Source organism: Acidipila rosea, from assembly GCF_004339725.1.
GTDB classification, from domain to species: domain Bacteria; phylum Acidobacteriota; class Terriglobia; order Terriglobales; family Acidobacteriaceae; genus Acidipila; species Acidipila rosea.
Window position 1 is genome coordinate 128,381 of record NZ_SMGK01000002.1, and the last position, 17,651, is coordinate 146,031.

13 protein-coding genes are annotated in these 17,651 nt (G+C 60.5%); 6 read left to right on the forward strand and 7 right to left on the reverse strand.

The features are described 5' to 3' along the window. Nucleotides 1-4 precede the first annotated feature (4 nt). From C7378_RS05640 to C7378_RS05655, 4 genes are read right to left on the reverse strand one after another with little or no spacing between them, the layout of a single operon-like run. Nucleotides 5-1,774 (reverse strand): DUF885 domain-containing protein, encoded by a 1,770-nt coding sequence (locus C7378_RS05640; RefSeq protein ID WP_131993192.1) that lies wholly within the window; start codon nucleotides 1,772-1,774, stop codon nucleotides 5-7. A gap of 58 nt (nucleotides 1,775-1,832) precedes the next feature. Beyond that, the gene (locus C7378_RS05645) at nucleotides 1,833-2,858 is read right to left on the reverse strand and encodes a sigma-54-dependent transcriptional regulator (protein WP_131993195.1); all 1,026 of its coding nucleotides are present in this window, start codon (nucleotides 2,856-2,858) and stop codon (nucleotides 1,833-1,835) included. Nucleotides 2,859-2,915: 57 nt separating this feature from the next. Beyond that, nucleotides 2,916-3,683 (reverse strand): ABC transporter ATP-binding protein, encoded by a 768-nt coding sequence (locus C7378_RS05650; protein ID WP_131993198.1) that lies wholly within the window; start codon nucleotides 3,681-3,683, stop codon nucleotides 2,916-2,918. Between the two features lie 32 nt (nucleotides 3,684-3,715). Continuing rightward, on the reverse strand, nucleotides 3,716-5,113 hold the full coding sequence (locus C7378_RS05655; protein WP_243648093.1) for an efflux RND transporter periplasmic adaptor subunit: 1,398 nt from the start codon (nucleotides 5,111-5,113) through the stop codon (nucleotides 3,716-3,718). Nucleotides 5,114-5,285: 172 nt separating this feature from the next. Between C7378_RS05655 and proC the strand changes: the two genes are divergently transcribed. Beyond that, a complete protein-coding gene (gene proC / locus C7378_RS05660) occupies nucleotides 5,286-6,107 on the forward strand; it encodes a pyrroline-5-carboxylate reductase (protein ID WP_131993201.1) in 822 nt (273 codons plus the stop codon). Nucleotides 6,108-6,110: 3 nt separating this feature from the next. On the opposite strand, the gene C7378_RS05665 is transcribed toward proC, so the two are convergent. After that, nucleotides 6,111-6,524, reverse strand: a complete 414-nt coding sequence (locus tag C7378_RS05665) for a hypothetical protein (protein ID WP_131993204.1) — start codon at nucleotides 6,522-6,524, stop codon at nucleotides 6,111-6,113. 85 nt (nucleotides 6,525-6,609) lie between these two features. Between C7378_RS05665 and C7378_RS05670 the strand changes: the two genes are divergently transcribed. Then, nucleotides 6,610-7,593: a COX15/CtaA family protein gene (locus tag C7378_RS05670; protein WP_131993207.1), complete on the forward strand. Its 984-nt coding sequence runs from the start codon at nucleotides 6,610-6,612 to the stop codon at nucleotides 7,591-7,593. A gap of 20 nt (nucleotides 7,594-7,613) precedes the next feature. Here the strand turns inward: C7378_RS05670 and C7378_RS05675 are convergent, their stop codons facing one another. Then, entirely contained in the window at nucleotides 7,614-9,050 is a 1,437-nt protein-coding gene (locus C7378_RS05675) for a M20/M25/M40 family metallo-hydrolase (RefSeq protein WP_131993210.1), read from the reverse strand. A gap of 176 nt (nucleotides 9,051-9,226) precedes the next feature. On the opposite strand from C7378_RS05675, the gene C7378_RS05680 reads away from it, so the two are divergent. Beyond that, on the forward strand, nucleotides 9,227-11,263 hold the full coding sequence (locus C7378_RS05680; protein WP_131993213.1) for a beta-N-acetylhexosaminidase: 2,037 nt from the start codon (nucleotides 9,227-9,229) through the stop codon (nucleotides 11,261-11,263). A gap of 64 nt (nucleotides 11,264-11,327) precedes the next feature. Here the strand turns inward: C7378_RS05680 and C7378_RS05685 are convergent, their stop codons facing one another. Beyond that, a complete protein-coding gene (locus C7378_RS05685) occupies nucleotides 11,328-12,482 on the reverse strand; it encodes a glycosyltransferase family 4 protein (protein ID WP_131993216.1) in 1,155 nt (384 codons plus the stop codon). A 115-nt stretch (nucleotides 12,483-12,597) separates the two neighbouring features. Here C7378_RS05685 and C7378_RS05690 point away from each other — a divergent pair, with 115 nt between their 5' ends. The 3 genes from C7378_RS05690 to metX all read left to right on the forward strand — a co-directional run bounded on the left by C7378_RS05690 (nucleotide 12,598) and on the right by metX (nucleotide 17,628). Then, nucleotides 12,598-14,910, forward strand: coding sequence for a GH92 family glycosyl hydrolase (locus C7378_RS05690; protein WP_131993219.1), 2,313 nt, complete (start codon nucleotides 12,598-12,600; stop codon nucleotides 14,908-14,910). A 289-nt stretch (nucleotides 14,911-15,199) separates the two neighbouring features. Beyond that, complete coding sequence (locus tag C7378_RS05695) at nucleotides 15,200-16,528, forward strand: homocysteine synthase (RefSeq protein WP_131993222.1); 1,329 nt, start codon at nucleotides 15,200-15,202, stop codon at nucleotides 16,526-16,528. Beyond that, entirely contained in the window at nucleotides 16,525-17,628 is a 1,104-nt protein-coding gene (metX, locus tag C7378_RS05700; protein WP_131993225.1) for a homoserine O-acetyltransferase MetX, read from the forward strand. Before C7378_RS05695 ends, metX begins: the two co-directional genes overlap by 4 nt. Nucleotides 17,629-17,651: the final 23 nt, after the last annotated feature.

A 17,651-nucleotide genomic window follows, 5' to 3' on the forward strand; every position in this document is an offset into this window, starting at 1 on the left:
TGGATCACTTGCCCTGCTGCTGCGCGATCCACGCATCCACGCGGTCCTGCAGCACATCGAGCGGCAGCGCTCCTGAGTCGAGCACCTCATCATGAAAGGCGCGGATATCGAACTTCGGCCCAAGCGCCTTCTGCGCCTTCGCGCGAAGTTCCAGAATCTTCAGCTGCCCCATCTTGTAGCCGAGAGCCTGCGCTGGCCACGCGATATAGCGGTCCACCTCGGCCTGCACGGTCGCATCGTCCAGCCCTGAGTGAGCGTGGAAGTAGTCGACCATCTGCTGGCGCGTCCAGTGCTGCGAATGCACGCCCGTATCCACAACCAGGCGGATGGCGCGGAAGATGTCCGCCTCCAGCCGTCCATAATCGGAGTAGGGATCCTGGTAGAAGCCGACGTCCTTGCCCAGCCGCTCGGCGTAGAGTCCCCAGCCTTCGGTGTAGGCCGTGTAGTGGAGATACTTGCGAAACTCCGGCAGCCCCGTCAGCTCCTGTGAGATGGAGATCTGCAGGTGGTGCCCGGGCAGTCCTTCGTGGTACGCAACTGATTCGACATTCGCCAGGGAACGATGCTGGAAGTCATACGTATTCACGAAGACCATCCCCGGACGGCTGCCGTCCGGCGTCCCATGTTCATAGTAGGCAGGGGCCTGGTCTTTCTCCATGAAGGCAGGCACAGGCTCAACCACCAGTGGAGCCTTCGGCAGCCGCCCAAAGAGCTGCGGCAGCTTGGGCCGCATCTGGTCCAGATAGCCGCGATACGCGTTGAGGAACTGCTCCTTCGACTGCGCATAGAGCTTGGGGTTGTTAAGCATGGCGGCACGCATGGCAGCCAGGTCCTTGAACCCCAGCTTGGTAGCGATGGCCAGCATCTCACCCTCGTCGCGCTTGACCTCGTCTTCGCCTATCTGGTGGATCTGCGCCGGTGTCAGGTCCGTCGTCGTGCTCTGGCGAACGCGAAAAGCGTAATACCTGTCGCCGTCGGCAAGCGCCCAGACGCCCGGATCGGTACGTCCGGCAGGAATATACTGCGCCTGCAGAAACCTGCCGAAGCGCACATAGGCGGGCAGCACTTCCTTCTGAATCGCAGCCAACACCTCGGTACGAATGCGCTGCTGCTCAGCGGCGGGAATCGTAGCAGGGAACTTGGCCAGCGGACGCGCGAAGGGGCTGTCCTCCGGCTTCAACTGGTCGAGGTTATTCACCTGCACCAGCACCTTTTCGAGCAGGTACTTCGGCGGCACGCGATGGTCGTCGATGCCCGTCATCATGTTGTCCGTCACCTGGCGAAAGGCCTTGGGAACCGCGTGCAGCCGGGCAATATAGTCGTCGTAGTCCTTCACTTCCTTGAAGCTGAGCTGGGCGACTAACTGCGGCAGCTCCAGGTGAATACCGTTGAACTGGTTCACCGGCATCTCCCACGGCCTGAACTCCGACTCCTCCTGCCGGTCGATCAACTGGCGCGCCATCAGGTCTTTGCTGAGCTTTTCCTGGTCGCTGAGGCCCGTGGTGTCGATCGCGCTCAGCTCCGTCAGGAACTGGCGGTTCTGCGACAGCTCCGCGTTATAGGCCGCGACAGAGTAGTCGGAAAGCTGATCGTTGTAGCGCTTGTCGCCAATCGAGGAGGCGAACTCCGGCGAGTGCTTCAGCCGGTATTGCCACATCTCGTTGAAGAGGTCGTTGAGCGCCTTGCTGCGGCTGGCAGCGCTATCCTGGGCGAACGCAGCGGGAGCCGCTGCAAGGAAGACAACGGCAAGGAGGGCGGAGAGTAGCCTTTTCATCAGTGAGTGGAGTTTACCGCAAGGAGCGGCGGACCCGGGCATTGAGATTGCCGCCGCATCAGAGCTTTTCGCTGAAGCTCCGCGCCTCCAGTAGCCGGTAAAGGGTAGACCGGCTGATGCCAAGCAGCTGCGCAGCCCGGAGCTTATTGCCCTTCACGGCAGTCAGCACTGCCTGCACATGCCGCAGTATCGCGCGATCAAGATTCGCTTCCTCTTCCAGAGACTGAGCGGCTGCTCCGGCCCCGGCCTTCGCGTCCGTGCTCCATCTGCCGTTGTCCCCGTCCTCGCGCCCTGACGGGAAGCTTACAGAAGCATTCAGCGCCGGGATATCGATCGGGCGTATCCACTGGCCCTCGCAGCTCAGCGCCGCCGCGTGGATCACGCTCTCCAGCTCCCGCACATTACCCGGCCACGTGTGAGCCTGCAGACGGGGCAATGCTCCCGGTCCCAGTCCCCGCACCGGCTTGCCGTGCCGCTGAGAAAAATCTTCAATAAAGCGTTCCGCGAGGAGCGAAATATCCTGTCGCCGCTCGACCAGCGGCGGCAGCACAAAGCAGATCGCAGAGAGCCGGTGACTCAGCTCCGGCCGCAGACCGCCCTCCCCGGCCAGGCGACGCAGTGGCATCCGCGAACTGGCGAACAGCTGCCGCGGCACATACTCGACCTTACGGGTGTGCATATGCTCCAGCCACTCCATGAAGTCGGCGAGCCGCGCCTGCTGGCCGCGATCGAGTTCGTCGATATGCGAGAGAAAAAGCGTGCCGCCAGATGCCTCAGCCAGTAGCGCCTGGCTGTCGGCGAAGAAGGTGGTTGCGCGGGTGGGCACAAATCGCCCCGCAGAGGCCGGCCCGGCATTGTGCAGGGTGCGTGCGGCCAGCGCCTTGCCCGCCCCGGACGGACCTTCGATCGCGGCCACCCGCAGGTGAGGCGCAGTCGTACGCATCTGCGTAAACAGCCGCTCCATCACCGGGCTCGCGCCGCTCATCGCGCCCAGCCCCGAGAATTCCTCTCGCGGCACAGGCTTGAATCCGATTCCCGCCAGTCCGGTACCCGTTACTGCTTGTGCAATATGACCTGCCGACACGATGGCCCTGTCCTCCAGATTGCTCTGGAGGATTTATCGGCAAAAGTTACAGATTGTTCACTCTGGTTTGCGAACCCGCGAAGAAGGTTGATCCGAGAAGATCTTTCCGTCCCGAATATGCACGACCCGATGCGCGTACTCGGCAATATCCGGTTCGTGCGTAACCAGCACGATCGTATTCCCGCGGGAGTGCAGCTCGTCAAAGAGAGCCATGATCTCGTCGCCGGTCTTCGAGTCAAGGTTTCCGGTCGGCTCATCGGCAAGGATGATCGAGGGACGGTTGATGAGCGCACGCGCAATGGCCACGCGCTGCCGCTGGCCGCCCGAGAGCTCATTAGGCTTGTGGTGCATGCGGCCATCCAGATTGACGGCGCGAAGCGCTGCCTCTGCGCGCTGGAGGCGTTCCGCAGCAGGAGTGCCGTTGTAGATCAGCGGCAGCTCCACGTTGTGCAGCGCCGTCGCCCGGGCTAGCAGGTTAAAGGTCTGAAAGACGAAGCCGATCTCCTTGTTCCGGATGCGCGCCAGCTCGTCATCGTTCAGCTCGCTGACCAGGTGGCCGTTCAGCCAGTACTGTCCCCGGCTGGGGGTGTCCAGGCAGCCGATCAGGTTCATCAAAGTCGATTTGCCTGATCCCGAGGGCCCCATGATGGCGACATATTCGTTGTGCTTGATGCGCACGGTCACCCCCTGCAGCGCATGCACCTGCTGCTCGGAGCCCATGTCGTAAGTCTTCCAGAGATCGTGGACGACAATGACTTCGCCCTCGTTCGGACCTGCGGCCGCGTTTGTGTCCAACCCGGCCTCGCTCGCTGTCTGTGATGTCATTCCGCTTGTCCTTGGCGTTGTCAGCGTTTGATCTACGAACCGGAAGAGGAGTCGTCCTTCGGTACCGGAGGCGGCGTCTTGTCGCGTTTGACCAGCGCATTGTTCTTCAGATCGCGCAGGGTTCGATACGTTCCAATCACAATCTCATCCCCCTGCTTCAGTCCGCTCGTCACTTCTATATCCGTCGTGCCGGTGATCCCCGTCGTGACAGGAACGAACGTAGCGTGCAGTTTGCCGCCTTCCTGGCGAACCACGAAAACACCTTGCTTCTGCTGGGCATCCGTCCCATTGGGCGCCGGAGCCGATGCGGCCGAGACCACTCCGGACTTGTTCGAGGCGTCCTTCAGCTGGTCGGGGCTGCGCATGGTCAGCGCCTGGATTGGGATCGACAGCACATCCTTCCGGCTCGCGGTGGTGATCTTCGCCGTCGCGGAGAGTCCCGGCTTCAGCTGGTCGTTCGCCTGATCGAGCGTAACCACTACTTTGAAATCCTTTGCCTCTTCCGTTCCGCTGGTCGATTGGCTCGTCGCTACGCCGGTGGAGCGCAGCAGCGCCTGGTCGCCGACTTCTGTCACGTGTCCTTTGAAGACTTTCCCCGGCAGGGCATCGACAGTCACATCGGCAGGCTGACCCATGGCTACGTTGACGATATCCGTTTCATCCACCTTCACCTCGGCGGTAAGCACGGAGGTGTCCGCCAGGGTCATCAGGGTTGAGCCTTCTGCATTCTGGATGCCCTCGACGACCGTTTCGCCTTCCCGTACTGGAAGATTCGTTACCAGCCCGTCAAAAGGAGCAATTGCAACGGTGCGGCCCAGCAGGTCTTCATTGGCGCGAAGCATGGAGACCTGGGTCTCCATGTGAGCCCGTGCCGAGTCCGTCTGCGCCTTGGCCTGCGCCAGGGCTGCCTGAGACTGCGCCAGCGTAGCCATGTCGGTATCGTAGGCCGCCTTCTTTGCGTCGAAATCCTGCTTGGCGATCAGCTTTTCGTTATAGAGAGCCAGTGCACGTTTGTAATCGAGCTGCTTCTGTTCAAGGTCGGCCTTTGCGTGCTCTACATTGGCCTCAGCGGTCTTTTCCGCAGCGACATAGGCGGAAATATCCGTATTAGCAGCGGCGATAGCAGCCTTCTGCCCCTGCACGTTGGCATTCTGCTGCACGCTTTCGATACTGGCAACCGTCTGGCCGCGCTTGACCCGATCGCCTTCCTTTACATAAAGGTGCGTGATCCGGCCCATGGCCGTAGCGCCAAGATTGACATAAGTCTTCGGTTTGATCTGGCCAGTGCCGCTGACCACCGACGTGAGATTGCCCTGAACTACCTTACCGGTTAATACTTTCGTATAGCCGGACTGAGCTCGCATGACAGTCAGCCCAACAATACCCGCAACCGCAAGCACGACTACCACAACGATGAGAATCTTTTTCAAGAGCGCCTTCCCGTCCCTTAGCAGTTTCAAAAGGCCAGAATAGCGCGGCCCTCAAAAGCTTTACGCAATCGGATTCCAAATAGTTCCCGGAACCCTCTCGCGCAGTGGCACCATAATACCAGTACGCTACTGTTTAAACCGTCATAAACAAAGATTGAAAGCGTGGTTATAAATGAAGGATATTTCTCAGTTGCGCGTCGCCGTCCTGGGCGCGGGGAAAATGGGCGGAATCCTGCTGCAGGCCTTTCTCAAGCAGCAACTCTTTACGCCTGAACAGATTTCGGCCACCGTCGCCCATGAAGAGCGGGCCGTGGTGCTCGCCACCCAGTGGGGCGTCAACGTTACCACGGATAACCGCGCCGCCGCCGCCGAAGCGGACCTGATCCTGCTCGGCGTCAAGCCCTTCCAGATTCCCGACCTGATCGCGACCATCAAGCCGGCCCTTACGCCGGACAAGGTGCTGCTGTCCTTTGCCGCCTCGGTCCGAACCAGCGCCATTGAAGAGGCCGCCGGCCTTGAAATCCCCGTCATTCGCGCCATGCCCAATACGCCCTCCATGCTCGGCGCAGGCGTAGCCGGGCTCTGCCGCGGACGCTACGTCACCGATGCCCAGATGCTCGTCGCCTCCCAGGTCTTTGAAACCGTCGGCCGCACCGTGACCGTTGACGAAAAGCACATGGATGCCGTCACCGGCCTCTCAGCCAGCGGTCCGGCCTTCATCTATATCATTCTGGAGTCGCTCGCCGAGGCGGGCGTCAAGGTGGGCTTGCCGCGGGATATCGCGACCCTGCTGGCGGCGCAGACGGCCTTCGGGTCCGCCAAAATGGTGCTCGATACCGGATATCACCCGGCCCTGCTCAAAGACGCCGTCACTACCCCAGCCGGCTGCACCATCGACGGCATCCTTGAACTGGAAGAGGGTGGCCTGCGCGTCACGCTCATCAAAGCGGTTATGCGGGCCACCCAGAGGGCTAAGGAGCTGGCAGCAGGCTAAAGCCTACTGTGGGTTAGCGTTGTCCTTGATCTGCTGGTTTTCCTGGCCGGCCTTGTCCTTCGCTTTCATCTTGGCGCGGTGGGCCCGGTCCTTGGCCTTGGTGGACGCTTCCTTATTGCGATTGACAGCGCTGTCGGTCGCCTCTTTGGTCCTGTCCCAACCCTTTACGGTACCCTCTTTGGTCTTGTCATAGGCCTTGTGGGTACCTTCCTTTGTCTTGTCGTAACCCTTCTTGGTCCCGCGCTTGGTGCCATTGGCGGCATTCTTGGCAGCGTCCTTGCTGTCCGTGCCTGCGTTCTTCATGTCCTGCTTGGCCGTGTTGTCCGACTGGGCAACCGCGATGCCTGTCACTCCAAAGGTCAATGTGGCGGCAAGAACTGCTGAGGCGAAGTGTCGAAATGGGCGTGTAGTTTTCATATCAGTAGAGAGAGAAGCAAAAGCGGAAGCAGGAGTTGTCAGCCTGACGATAAAATGTAACTTTGGAAGGTAGCGAAAGGACGGCATGAGCCTCAGCGCACCAGCGCTTCACGTTCCTCCGGTCACCAGCCCGCGACAGAAGACCCTGGTGCGATTTGCCTGGGGTGTCCTGGCCTACAACATCGCCGTCATCCTCTGGGGGTCGGTGGTCCGCGCCACCAGTTCCGGAGCAGGCTGCGGCGAACACTGGCCTCTCTGCAATGGCTCCGTCGTGCAGCATCATCCGCAAGTAGCCACGCTCATTGAGCTGGCGCACCGCATGACGAGCGGCGTCGCCCTCTTGCTCATGATCGGCCTCCTCGTCTGGATCTGGCGGCAGACCGCTCGCGGCCACCTCGCGCGGGCAGCAGTCGCCGCAGCGGCTATCCTTACGTTCAACGAAGCGCTTCTTGGCGCGCTGCTGGTTCTGCTCGGCAAGGTCGCACATGACCAGTCCGCCTCGCGCGGCGTCTACCTCTCGCTGCATCTCGCAAATACGCTGCTGCTGCTCGCCGCCCTCACTCTCACCGCGCACTTCCTCTCCCGCGAGCGCGGCTACATGCGGGGCAGCGTCGATTACCACTCCCTCGCGCCGGTCTCAGCCGGACTCTTCGCCACTCTGCTCGTCGGCGTCAGTGGTTCGCTGGCAGCCCTCGGCGACACCCTCTTTCCAGCAGAGAATCTCCGCGCCGCCTTCGCGCAGGACTTTTCCTCCAGCTCCTCCTGGCTGCTGCGCCTTCGCTGGCTTCATCCCGCGATGAGCCTGCTTGCCGGTGCTTTCATTCTTTGGCTTCTGTTGAGAGGGGCGCGACGCAACCAGGGCCTTGCCGCCGGAGTTGCCGGCCTGCTGCTGCTCCAGTACTTTCTCGGCATTGCCGACGTCCTGCTGCGGGCCCCGGTATGGATGCAGGTCGTACACCTCTTCGGGGCAGACCTGCTCTGGGTGGCGCTCATCACTTTGACAGCCCGCACCTGCATTCTGCCTGCTGGCTGTCCGGGTAATATCTGCTCCACGAAGCCGCAGCGGTAATCGCCGCTGCGGCTTCCGTCTTACTTGCTCTTGGCCAGCGCCGTCACAAACCGGTAGTAGAAATCCACGCCCTGATAGAACGACGCCACCGGAACCCGCTCATCCCTGCCATGGGCGCGGATGTCGCCTACATCGATCGCGATCCCTGAGATGCCGTAGGTCGGTATTCCCGCACCGTTGGTATAGATGCTGTCGGAAGCGCCCGGCTCCATCTCCGGCACCACCAGAGCACCCGGCCACATCGCCTCGACCGTCTTCTCCAGCGGCTTCATCACCTCAGCCTTCAACGGCACCGGCGGCAGTGCGACCGCGTCGGGAGCCTTGTTGAACACCGTTCCCGCATCGTTGACATAGTTGACCGTGACCTTGGGATCGTCGAAGAGATGGATCAGCGCCTGCCTGACCTCTTCCCGGGAGTGACCCGGCAGGATGCGGCAGTTGACGTTCGCCTGTGCCATCCCCGGCAGCGCGTTGTTCGCATGGCCGGCAAGCAGCCTCGTCGCCACGCAGGTGGTCCGCATGGTGGAGTTGTAGACCGGGTTCACCGCCAGCCGCTTAATTGCCTCCTCGTTCGGCGGCGTCGAGAGGATCGCGTTCATGTCCGCCGCCTTCTGGCCGGTCTCGATGGTGCTCATCTTCTTGAAAAAGGCCCGCGTCACCTCGTTCAGCTCAAACGGGAAGTTATAGTTCTGCAGCTTCGTCAGCGCGTCTGCGATATGGTAGATCGCGTTATCAGGAACCGGCAGGGAACTGTGCCCGCCCGGATTCGTCGTCAGCAGCTGGTAGTCGGCATAGAGCTTTTCGGTGGCTTCCACATCGACCGCGATAACCTTGCCATGCTCCGTATCGACTCCGCCTGCGTCCGGGTTGATGGCGAAGTCTGCCTTCACCAGCTCGGGATGGTTGCGGATAAGCCAGTCGACGCCATTCGATTTGCCGCCTTCCTCATCGGCGGTCAGCGCGAGGATCAGGTCTCCGTCCGGCACAAACCCCGCCTGCTTCATCCGGATGAAGGTTGTGACCAGGATCGCGTCCGCCTCCTTCATGTCCTGCGTGCCGCGTCCGTAATAGTAGCCATCCTTCTCGACAAACTTGAAGGGGTCGGTAGTCCAGTCCTCGCGCCTCGCCTCAACGACATCGAGATGTCCGATGAAGAGCACCGTCGGCCCCTTGCCACTCCCATGCAGCCGGGCCACCATATTCTTCTTGCGATCGTTCGGCCCGAGCACCTGCACATCCGACTGCGAAAAGCCCGCGTCGAGCAGCCGCTTGGCCATCGCTTCTGAAGCCGCGGTAACGCTGCCGACCGAGTCCGTAGTGTTGATCTCGATGAGCTGCTTGAAGATATCGTGAGAGAGCTGGCGCGTCTTATCGTCGACCTGCGCGCGCAGGCTCGGCGCAGAGCTGAGGGCTATAAATGAGACGGACAGACAGAGAGCAGCAAAGCGTTTCTGCATCAGGTGGGCTCCTAGGAAATGTGGAAACCGTAGAGTAACAGAGCCATGGCCATTTGCCTGCTCTGTATTTCACTCCCGAGGACCGCCTATGAGCTGCCTTTATTTGGAATTCAGCAGCTCTGCCGAACCTGTATAGTTCTCTATATCTGTTAGTCCGGGTGGAGGAAATACGCACCATGCGTCGAGTCATGATTGCTTTAGTGCTTGCTGGCTGTTCTTTCCCGCTTTTCGCGCAGGCTGCTCCTGCATTTGTGAACACGCTCATGCCTGAGCCTGCGCAGCTCACCGCGCAGCAGGGAAGCTTTGCGTTGACCGCGAGCTTCAACATCAGCCTCGCAGGCGTGCACGATGACCGCCTGGACAGCACCATCAGCCGCACCCTCCACCAGCTTGAAATGAAGACCGGCCTGGAGTTCTCGCACCAGACTCCCGCTGGCGACGGCGGCGCGCTGGTCATCGACGCCGTGAGCACCGGCAATAAGATCCAGTCCATCGACGAAGATGAGTCCTACTCGCTCAACATCACTCCCCAGGGAGCAAAGCTGCACGCCGCCACCGTGGTCGGCGCCATGCGCGGCCTCGCTACACTGGTGCAGCTGGTGCAGACCACCCGCGAGGGCTACTTCCTGCCTGCCGTATCGATTGAAGACAGCCCCCGCTTTCGCTGGCGCGGACTCATGATCGACTGCGGCCGCCACTTTGAACCCATCCCGGTGCTCGAGCGCACCCTCGACGGAATGGCTGCCGTCAAGTTGAACGTCTTCCACTGGCACCTGACGGAAGACCAGGGCTTCCGTATCGAGAGCAAGATCTTCCCCAAGCTGACCGGCATGGGCTCTGACGGACTTTTCTACACGCAGGACCAGGCGAAGGCGCTCGTCGAGTATGCACGCCAGCGCGGCATCCGCGTCGTGCCTGAGTTCGATATGCCGGGCCACACGACGAGCTGGTTTGTCGGCTACCCGGAGCTCGCCAGCGCGCCTGGGCCATATCAGATCCAGCGTGTCTTCGGCGTCCATGACGGCGCCATCGACCCCACCCGCGAAAGCACTTACAAGTTCCTCGACAAGTTCATCGGCGAGATGGCAGCGATCTTCCCCGACCAGTACATGCACATCGGCGGAGACGAGAGCAACGGCAAGCAGTGGAAGTCCAATCCCGAGATCCAGAAGTTCATGCAGCAGCACGGCATCAAGGACACGGGCGCGCTGCAGGCCTACTTCAACACGCGGTTGCTCAAGATCGTTGAGAAGCACGGCAAGCGCATGGTCGGCTGGGACGAAGTGTTGAATCCGGGGCTGCCCAAGGATGTGACGATTCAATCCTGGCGCGGCATCGAGTCTCTGTCGGCAGGCGCAAAGCAGGGCTACGCCGGCATCCTCTCCGCGCCCTACTACCTCGACGCGATGAAGTCGTCGGAGACGCACTATCTGGCCGACCCCATTCCTGCATCCTCTGACCTCACCGCCGAGCAGCAGAAGCTGATCCTTGGCGGCGAAATCTGCATGTGGGGCGAACAGCTCGATGGCCGCACCATCGACTCGCGTATCTGGCCGCGCTCCGCTGCCATAGCCGAGCGCTTCTGGTCCCCGGCAACCGTCACCAATGTCGATGACATGTACCGCAGGCTATGGGTCGAGTCGATCCAGCTCGAGTCACTCGGGCTCACCCACCTCACCCAGCAGGATGCGGGACTGCGAGAACTGGCAGGCTCTGAGAACATCGCCGGGCTGCGCCTGCTGGCCTCTGTGCTTGAGCCGGTCAGCTTCGGCGAACGCTACCACGGCCAGCACACCTCGCAACTCACTCCGCTGGATCGGCTGGTCGATGCAGTGCGCCCCGATCCGCCGTCACGGCATACGATGAACCTGCTCGTGCGCGACTTCCTGAAGAATCCTGCCGGGATGGTCAACGAACGGGAACAGCTCAACGCAACCTTCCAGCAGTGGCTTGCTGCTACGCCGGAGCTTCAGCGCCAGATGACCCGCTCGCCCCTGCTCGCCGAGGCGCAGCAGCGCGCACAGCAGTTGCCAGGTCTGGCGACCACCGGAATGGAAGCAGTCGGCTATCTGTCGAATGGGACCAAGGCTCCCGCCGGATGGAAGCAGGGCAAACTGGCCATCCTCGCGGACGCTAAAAAGCCCGATGCTTTGGTTCGTTTTACTGTCCTTGACGCGCTTACCAACCTCGTCAACGCGGTACAGGAGCAATAAGAGCGAAGCAGCCGTAAGGGAGCAAAAGCTCGAATCAGGGATAACGATTATCGTCCGATAATCGTTATCCCTTGATAATAGTTCTCGCAATTTCGAGAATTCGGTCGCCGTAATCGCTTACACCACCCATTTTCTGCACGCGTTTGAGGCCTTCTGCGCTCATTTGCGCGCGCAAATCCGGATCGTCTGCCAATTGCTGCAACCGCTCTGCAATGGCCTGCGCCGAGCGGATCGGCACCAGAAAACCCTCCACCCCGTGCGTGAAAAGATCATCCCCGCCGGTATGCAGCGAACTGATGAGCGGACAGCCGCAGGCGAGCGCCTGCCCCTGCACCAGCGCCAGACCCTCTTCAATCGAGGGCAGCACCATCACGTGACTGGTGCTCATTTGCCTGCGTAGATCAGCCTGCGGCAGAGGCCCGGTGAACGTGACATTGCTCAAGTCCTGCGCGGCGAGCCACGGCTTGATCTCGCCCAGCACTGCACCTGCGATCACCAGCCGTTTGCGCGGATGAGGGAAGAGCCGGAAGGCTTCCAGCAGGTAGGGAATGCCCTTGCGAAAGGAGACTTGTCCTGCAAAGAGGATGCGAAATTCATCCTGCGGCGGTTGCCCCTCGGGCCAGAAGCGGTCGAGGCGAACGCCGTAAGAAGCCTTGTAGAGCTTGGCCGCCGGCACGCCCATCTCGAGAAATGTCCTGCGGCAGAACTCAGAGGGAATCGTGATCGCATCGGCCTGTGCGTACTCCGCCTCTTCGCGGCGCATGAATCGCGGATCACAGGCAGGGCGATCGACTCCGTAGCGGCGATACTCCTCGGTGAGTATCTGATCCTGATAACGAATGTGCGACGAGCCGCGGTCGCAGAGATAGCGGCCACCGCGGGCCTGCACCGCTTTGCCCGTATGCAGCCCGGAGCCGGAGAGTGCGAGGACCGCATCGCACTCCGGTAGGCGCGCAGCTACCCAGCGGTCGAAGAGTTCCAGATTCGCGTAGTCAAGATTGGCGGCGAAGCGGCCAGAGAGCAGGCCGCGCTGTGCTGCAAGCAGAATCGGTGCGTGCAGCCAGGGAAAGGTTGAGACCAGATCGCGCGGCAGTCCTTCACGCTTGAGCCGCTGCCAGGGGTAGGTCGAGTAAACGCGCTTGAGATGACCGTGACGATGAAGTTCGTGTGCAAGATCGAAATGGTGATAGGTGCCGGTGACGGTCTGGACGATCTGCATGGGTGAAGCATCAGTCTATCTCGTCACTCACTGGAAGCATGGAGGAAGCGTAATCTACGATTTCTCTGCTAGAGTGATCGCCGGATATTGATTTGTATTTTTTATGGAGTGAACGATGAAGTTGCAGCGAGGGATGGGTCTTCTTTTGGCTACGGCAGTGGCGGGGTTGCTGCCAACTGCTCTCGGGCAGTCACAGGCAGCAAGTGCAACGAGTGGAACGGCCTACCAGAGTGTAAATCCGATTATCGGGTCGGCAGGCGGCGGCAATACATTTCCAGGAGCATCGCTGCCGTTCGGAATGATCCAGTGGAGCCCTGAAACGCGCGGAGATGGCGGCTGGTATGACTACGACCAGAAGCAGATTCGTGGTTTCAGCATGACGCACCTGAGCGGCGTTGGATGCCCGATCTATGGTGATCTGCCCGTGCTGCCGTGGACCGGTGAGCTCACCGAGAGCCCTGAAAAGAACCCCCTCGGATACACGCAGGCCTTTGATCACAGCCAGGAAAAGGCTCACCCGGGATACTACGCGGTGAAGCTCGCGAACGGAATCACGGTGGAGATTACGGTCACGGAGCGGGCCGGGATCGCGCGCTTTCATTTCCCCGCCGGAATGCCTGCACGGTTGCTGCTGAATGCAGGAGGAAGCGCGAGTTCGGATGTGCACATGGCGATCCTGCCTCCGGTGGGCAGGGAACATGACGGCTACTCGATGAAGATCGAGGGCAACGATGCGGTTGCCGGAGAGGCGAGATCAGGTGGCTTCTGCGGCTCGCCTACGCGATACACCCTCTATTTCTCGACGCAATTCGAGCAGCCATTTGCGAAGACGGCGATGTGGAAGGACAAGACCCTCGAGAAGGACGCGCGGGAGGAGACAGGACGACGAGCTGGAGCGTGGCTTGACTTCGGCAAACAACGCGATGTGGTGATGAAGGTCGGCCTCTCGTACGTGAGCGCGGCCAAGGCAAAAGCAAATCTCGATGCGGAGATTCCCGGATGGGAGTTTGAAAAGGTGCATGCGGACGCCAGAGCGAGATGGTCGAAGCTGCTTGATCGTGTGGCGGTAGAGGGCGGCACCGCAGACCAGAGGACAATCTTCTACACCGGGCTTTATCACATGCTGCTGACGCCCACGATCTTCAGCGATGAGGATGGCCAGTACACGGGCTTCGACTGGAAGGTGAGATCGCTGAAGGCTGGCCGGGCGCAGTATGCCAATTTTTCCGACTGGGATACCTATCGCAATGTGATTCAACTGCAGGCGCTGCTGGAGCCAGACCGGGTGAGTGACATGGCTCAGTCGCTGGTCAACGATGCGGAGCAGTCAGGGTGGCTGCCGCGCTGGCCGGCTGCCAATGACGTGACCTATGTAATGGGCGGAGATTCGCCCGCGGTTCTGCTGGCGTCGGCCTACGCCTTTGGAGCGCGGCAATTTGATGTGCAGACGGGATTGAAGTACATGATGAAGGCAGCAACCCAGCCAGGCGTAGGCCCGCATGGCAAGGAAGAGAGACCGTTTCTCGCTGACGAACTCAAGCTGGGATATGTGCCGGCGGACAAGGATTCCATTGACGCGTCACGGACCCTTGAGTATGCGAGTGACGACTTCTCCATTGCCGAACTGGCGAAGGCTACGGGCGACCCCGCCGACTCCGCGAAGTTTATGAAGCAGGCAGGCAACTGGGAAAACCTCTTCGACCCGGAGACGCGATGGATACGTCCACGAAATACCGATGGAAGCTGGCTGAAGGGTTTCGATGCGGAGCGGTCGCTGCCGAAGCGCCCGGATGCGCCCGTATCGACGGACCAGTTTGGGTTCGAAGAGGGAAATACCTATCAATATTCCTTCATGATCCCGTTTGATTATCCGCGATTGTTCCAGAAGATGGGTGGAGACGAGGCGGTGGTGCATCGGCTGGATCAATTCTTCAGCACGCTGGTGTGCTGGGGCAAACCATGCTTCAACATGGCGAACGAGCCGGATTTTGTGACGCCTTATGCGTATGAATTCACCAATAAGCCGTGGAAGACGGATAAAGTCATCGAGCGCATCGAAGAGCAGACCTTCAGCACCAAGCCGGATGGAGTTCCAGGCAATGACGACCTGGGTGCAACCTCAGGCGTGTATGTCTGGAATGCGCTGGGAATGTATCCGGGAATTCCGGGCGTGGGCGGGATGCTGCTGGGGACGCCAATGTTCCAGAAGGCGACACTGCAGCTGGCGAACGGGCGCACGCTGATCATAGAGGGTGCAGGAACGGGGCCGTATGTGCGGCACGTCTCACTGAATGGAAAGCCCTACGACCACATGTGGCTGCCCGTCGCCATGCTGAGCCCTGGAACCACAGAGCTGAAGTTTGAACTGCAGCCGCAGGAGCCCTCGGCAACGGAGCTTCAACCGCCGCCGGTATTTCGGAAAGAGTAGGGAACTTGCGCAACCAAAGACAGCCTGCGGCTGAACGCATGCTGCTTGACATGATGCGCGCAGCCGCCGATGATAGCGACAATGTCGTTCACTCGCCATGCATTGAGAATGCGGTCATGTTCCTGCTATCGGGGAATGTGTAGTATCGCGGACCCAAGTGGGAGCAGCGGCTGAGCACGACTACTCAGGTTATATGCGGCCCGCGGTCTCACACAGACAACGGGCCGTTTTCTTTTAGGAGCGCAATTTCGGGGCTCGCACGGTTTGGTACTTTTAAGGAGAAAGCATTATGCCAGAGGAATTGAAAAAGCAGCAGTTTGCCACGCTCGCCGTACACGCCGGGCAAAAGGTCGATCCGGCCACCGGGTCGCGCGCGGTCCCGATTTACCAGACAACCTCCTACGTCTTCAATGATGCCGATCACGCGGCGCGGCTCTTTGCGCTGCAGGAGTTCGGCAACATCTACACGCGCATCATGAACCCCACTACCGACGCCTTTGAGCAGCGCGTGGCTGCGCTCGAAGGCGGAGCAGCTGCCCTGGCAACGGCTTCAGGGCAGGCGGCAGAGACGCTGACCATCCTGACGCTGGCGGGCGCTGGCGATGAGATCGTCTCCACAACATCGCTCTACGGCGGCACATATAACCTCTTTCACTACACGCTGCCGAGGCTGGGCATCACGGTGCGCTTCGTGGACGCGGACGACTTCGATGGGATTCGCGCTGCCATCAACTCCAAAACGCGAGCGCTCTACACGGAGACACTTGGCAATCCCAAGCTCGACATTGCGGACATAGAAAAGCTGGCAGCGATTGCTCACGAGAATGGGATTCCGCTGGTCATCGACAACACGGTTGCGTCGCCTGCCCTGGTGCGCCCGATCGAGTGGGGCGCCGATATTGTGTTGGAGTCGGCAACCAAGTTTATCGGCGGCCATGGCACCTCCATCGGCGGAGTGATTGTCGATGCGGGCAAGTTTGACTGGAAGGCCTCGGGGCGCTTCCGCGATTTTGTGGAGCCGGATCCTTCATACCACGGCCTCTCCTATGTAGAGGCGTTTGGACCGCTGGCCTTTATTCTGAAAGCACGCGTGCAAGGTTTGCGCGACACAGGTGCTGCGCTCTCGCCCTTCAATGCCTTTCTGCTGCTGCAAGGAACCGAAACGCTGCACCTCCGGATGGAGCGCCACTCGCAGAATGCACTGGCCGTGGCACAGCATCTTGCAAAGCACCCCGGCGTTGCCTGGGTAAATTATCCGGGGCTACCCTCAAGCGCCTATTACGAGCGCGCGAAGAAGTATCTGCCCAATGGCCAGAGCGCACTCGTCACCTTTGGTATCAAGGGCGGTTTTGACGCAGGCAAGAAGCTGCTCAACTCGCTCAAGCTTTTCTCACTGCTGGCCAATATTGGCGATGCAAAGTCCCTGGTCATCCATCCTTCATCGACAACTCACCAGCAGCTGACAGAAGAGGAACAGCGCGCCACTGGCGTCACCCCTGACCTCGTGCGGCTCTCGGTGGGCATTGAAGATATCCGCGACATTCTTGCGGATCTGGACCAGGCGATCGAGCTTGCCAACGGCAGCTCACTCCAGAAGGACGCTGTCGCCGCACAATGACGCCAGGCACTCACCCTTCTATTCCCAAGCCCACTTTCGAGGGAGACTTCCAGCTCGATGAGGTTGTCTCTCTCGAAAGCGGCGAGGTGCTGTGCCGTCCCACGCAGCACTATGCGATGTACGGACAATTGAACGAGGCGCGCGATAATGCGGTACTGGTGTGCCATGCACTCTCAGGGTCGGCGCTGGTGGCGGAGTGGTGGCCGCAGCTTTTTGCGCCGGGAGGGCTGCTTGATCTGAAGCGCGACTGCGTGATCGGGATCAACATTTTTGGCTCATGTTACGGGTCAACGGGGCCGGGATCGATCGACCCGCAGACCGGCAACAAGTATGGCCCTACCTTTCCGCTGATCAATGTCCGCGATATTGTCCGCGCGCAGGCCAAGCTGATCGATTCTCTGGGCATCCGGAAGCTGAAGCTGGCTATAGGCGCCTCGATTGGCGGGATGCAGGTGCTGGAATGGGCGATCCTCTTTCCCGAGTGCGTTGCCCGCGCAATCAGCATCGGGGTCGCTCCGCTTGGCGCCATGGGGCTGGGCTTGAACCACCTGCAGCGGCAGGCCATCCAACTCGACCCAAAGTGGAAGGGCGGCCATTACGCTCCGGAGGATGCGCCTCGCGGCGGTCTAGCGCTGGCCCGCGCGCTGGGAGTCATCAGCTATAAGTCAGTGGAGCTGTTCGAGCAGCGATTCAACCGCAAGCCGAACCGCAACGGGGAGAACCCGTGGATCTCAACTGCAGCCGGGCAGAATGGGCGGTTCGATGTTGCGGGATTTCTTGACTATCAGGGCGAGAAATTCAATGCCCGCTTCGACCCCAACTCCTATATTTCGATTACGCGGACGATGGATATCTTTGACCCGGTGCGCGCGCATACCTCGCCCTATGCCGCATATGAGCGAATCCAGGCGCACCTTACGCTGGTTGGCATCTCAACCGACTGGCTCTTTCCGCCAGAGGATATTCGTTCGCTGGCGGCCATCATAGGAGCTGCTGGCGTGCGTTGCGACTATCGCGAGATGGCGTCCCTGCACGGCCACGACGCCTTCCTGGCCGAGCCCGAGCAACTGGTGCGACTGCTGACACCTGTCTTCGAATAGATACTGCCCGCGACATTGCGTAG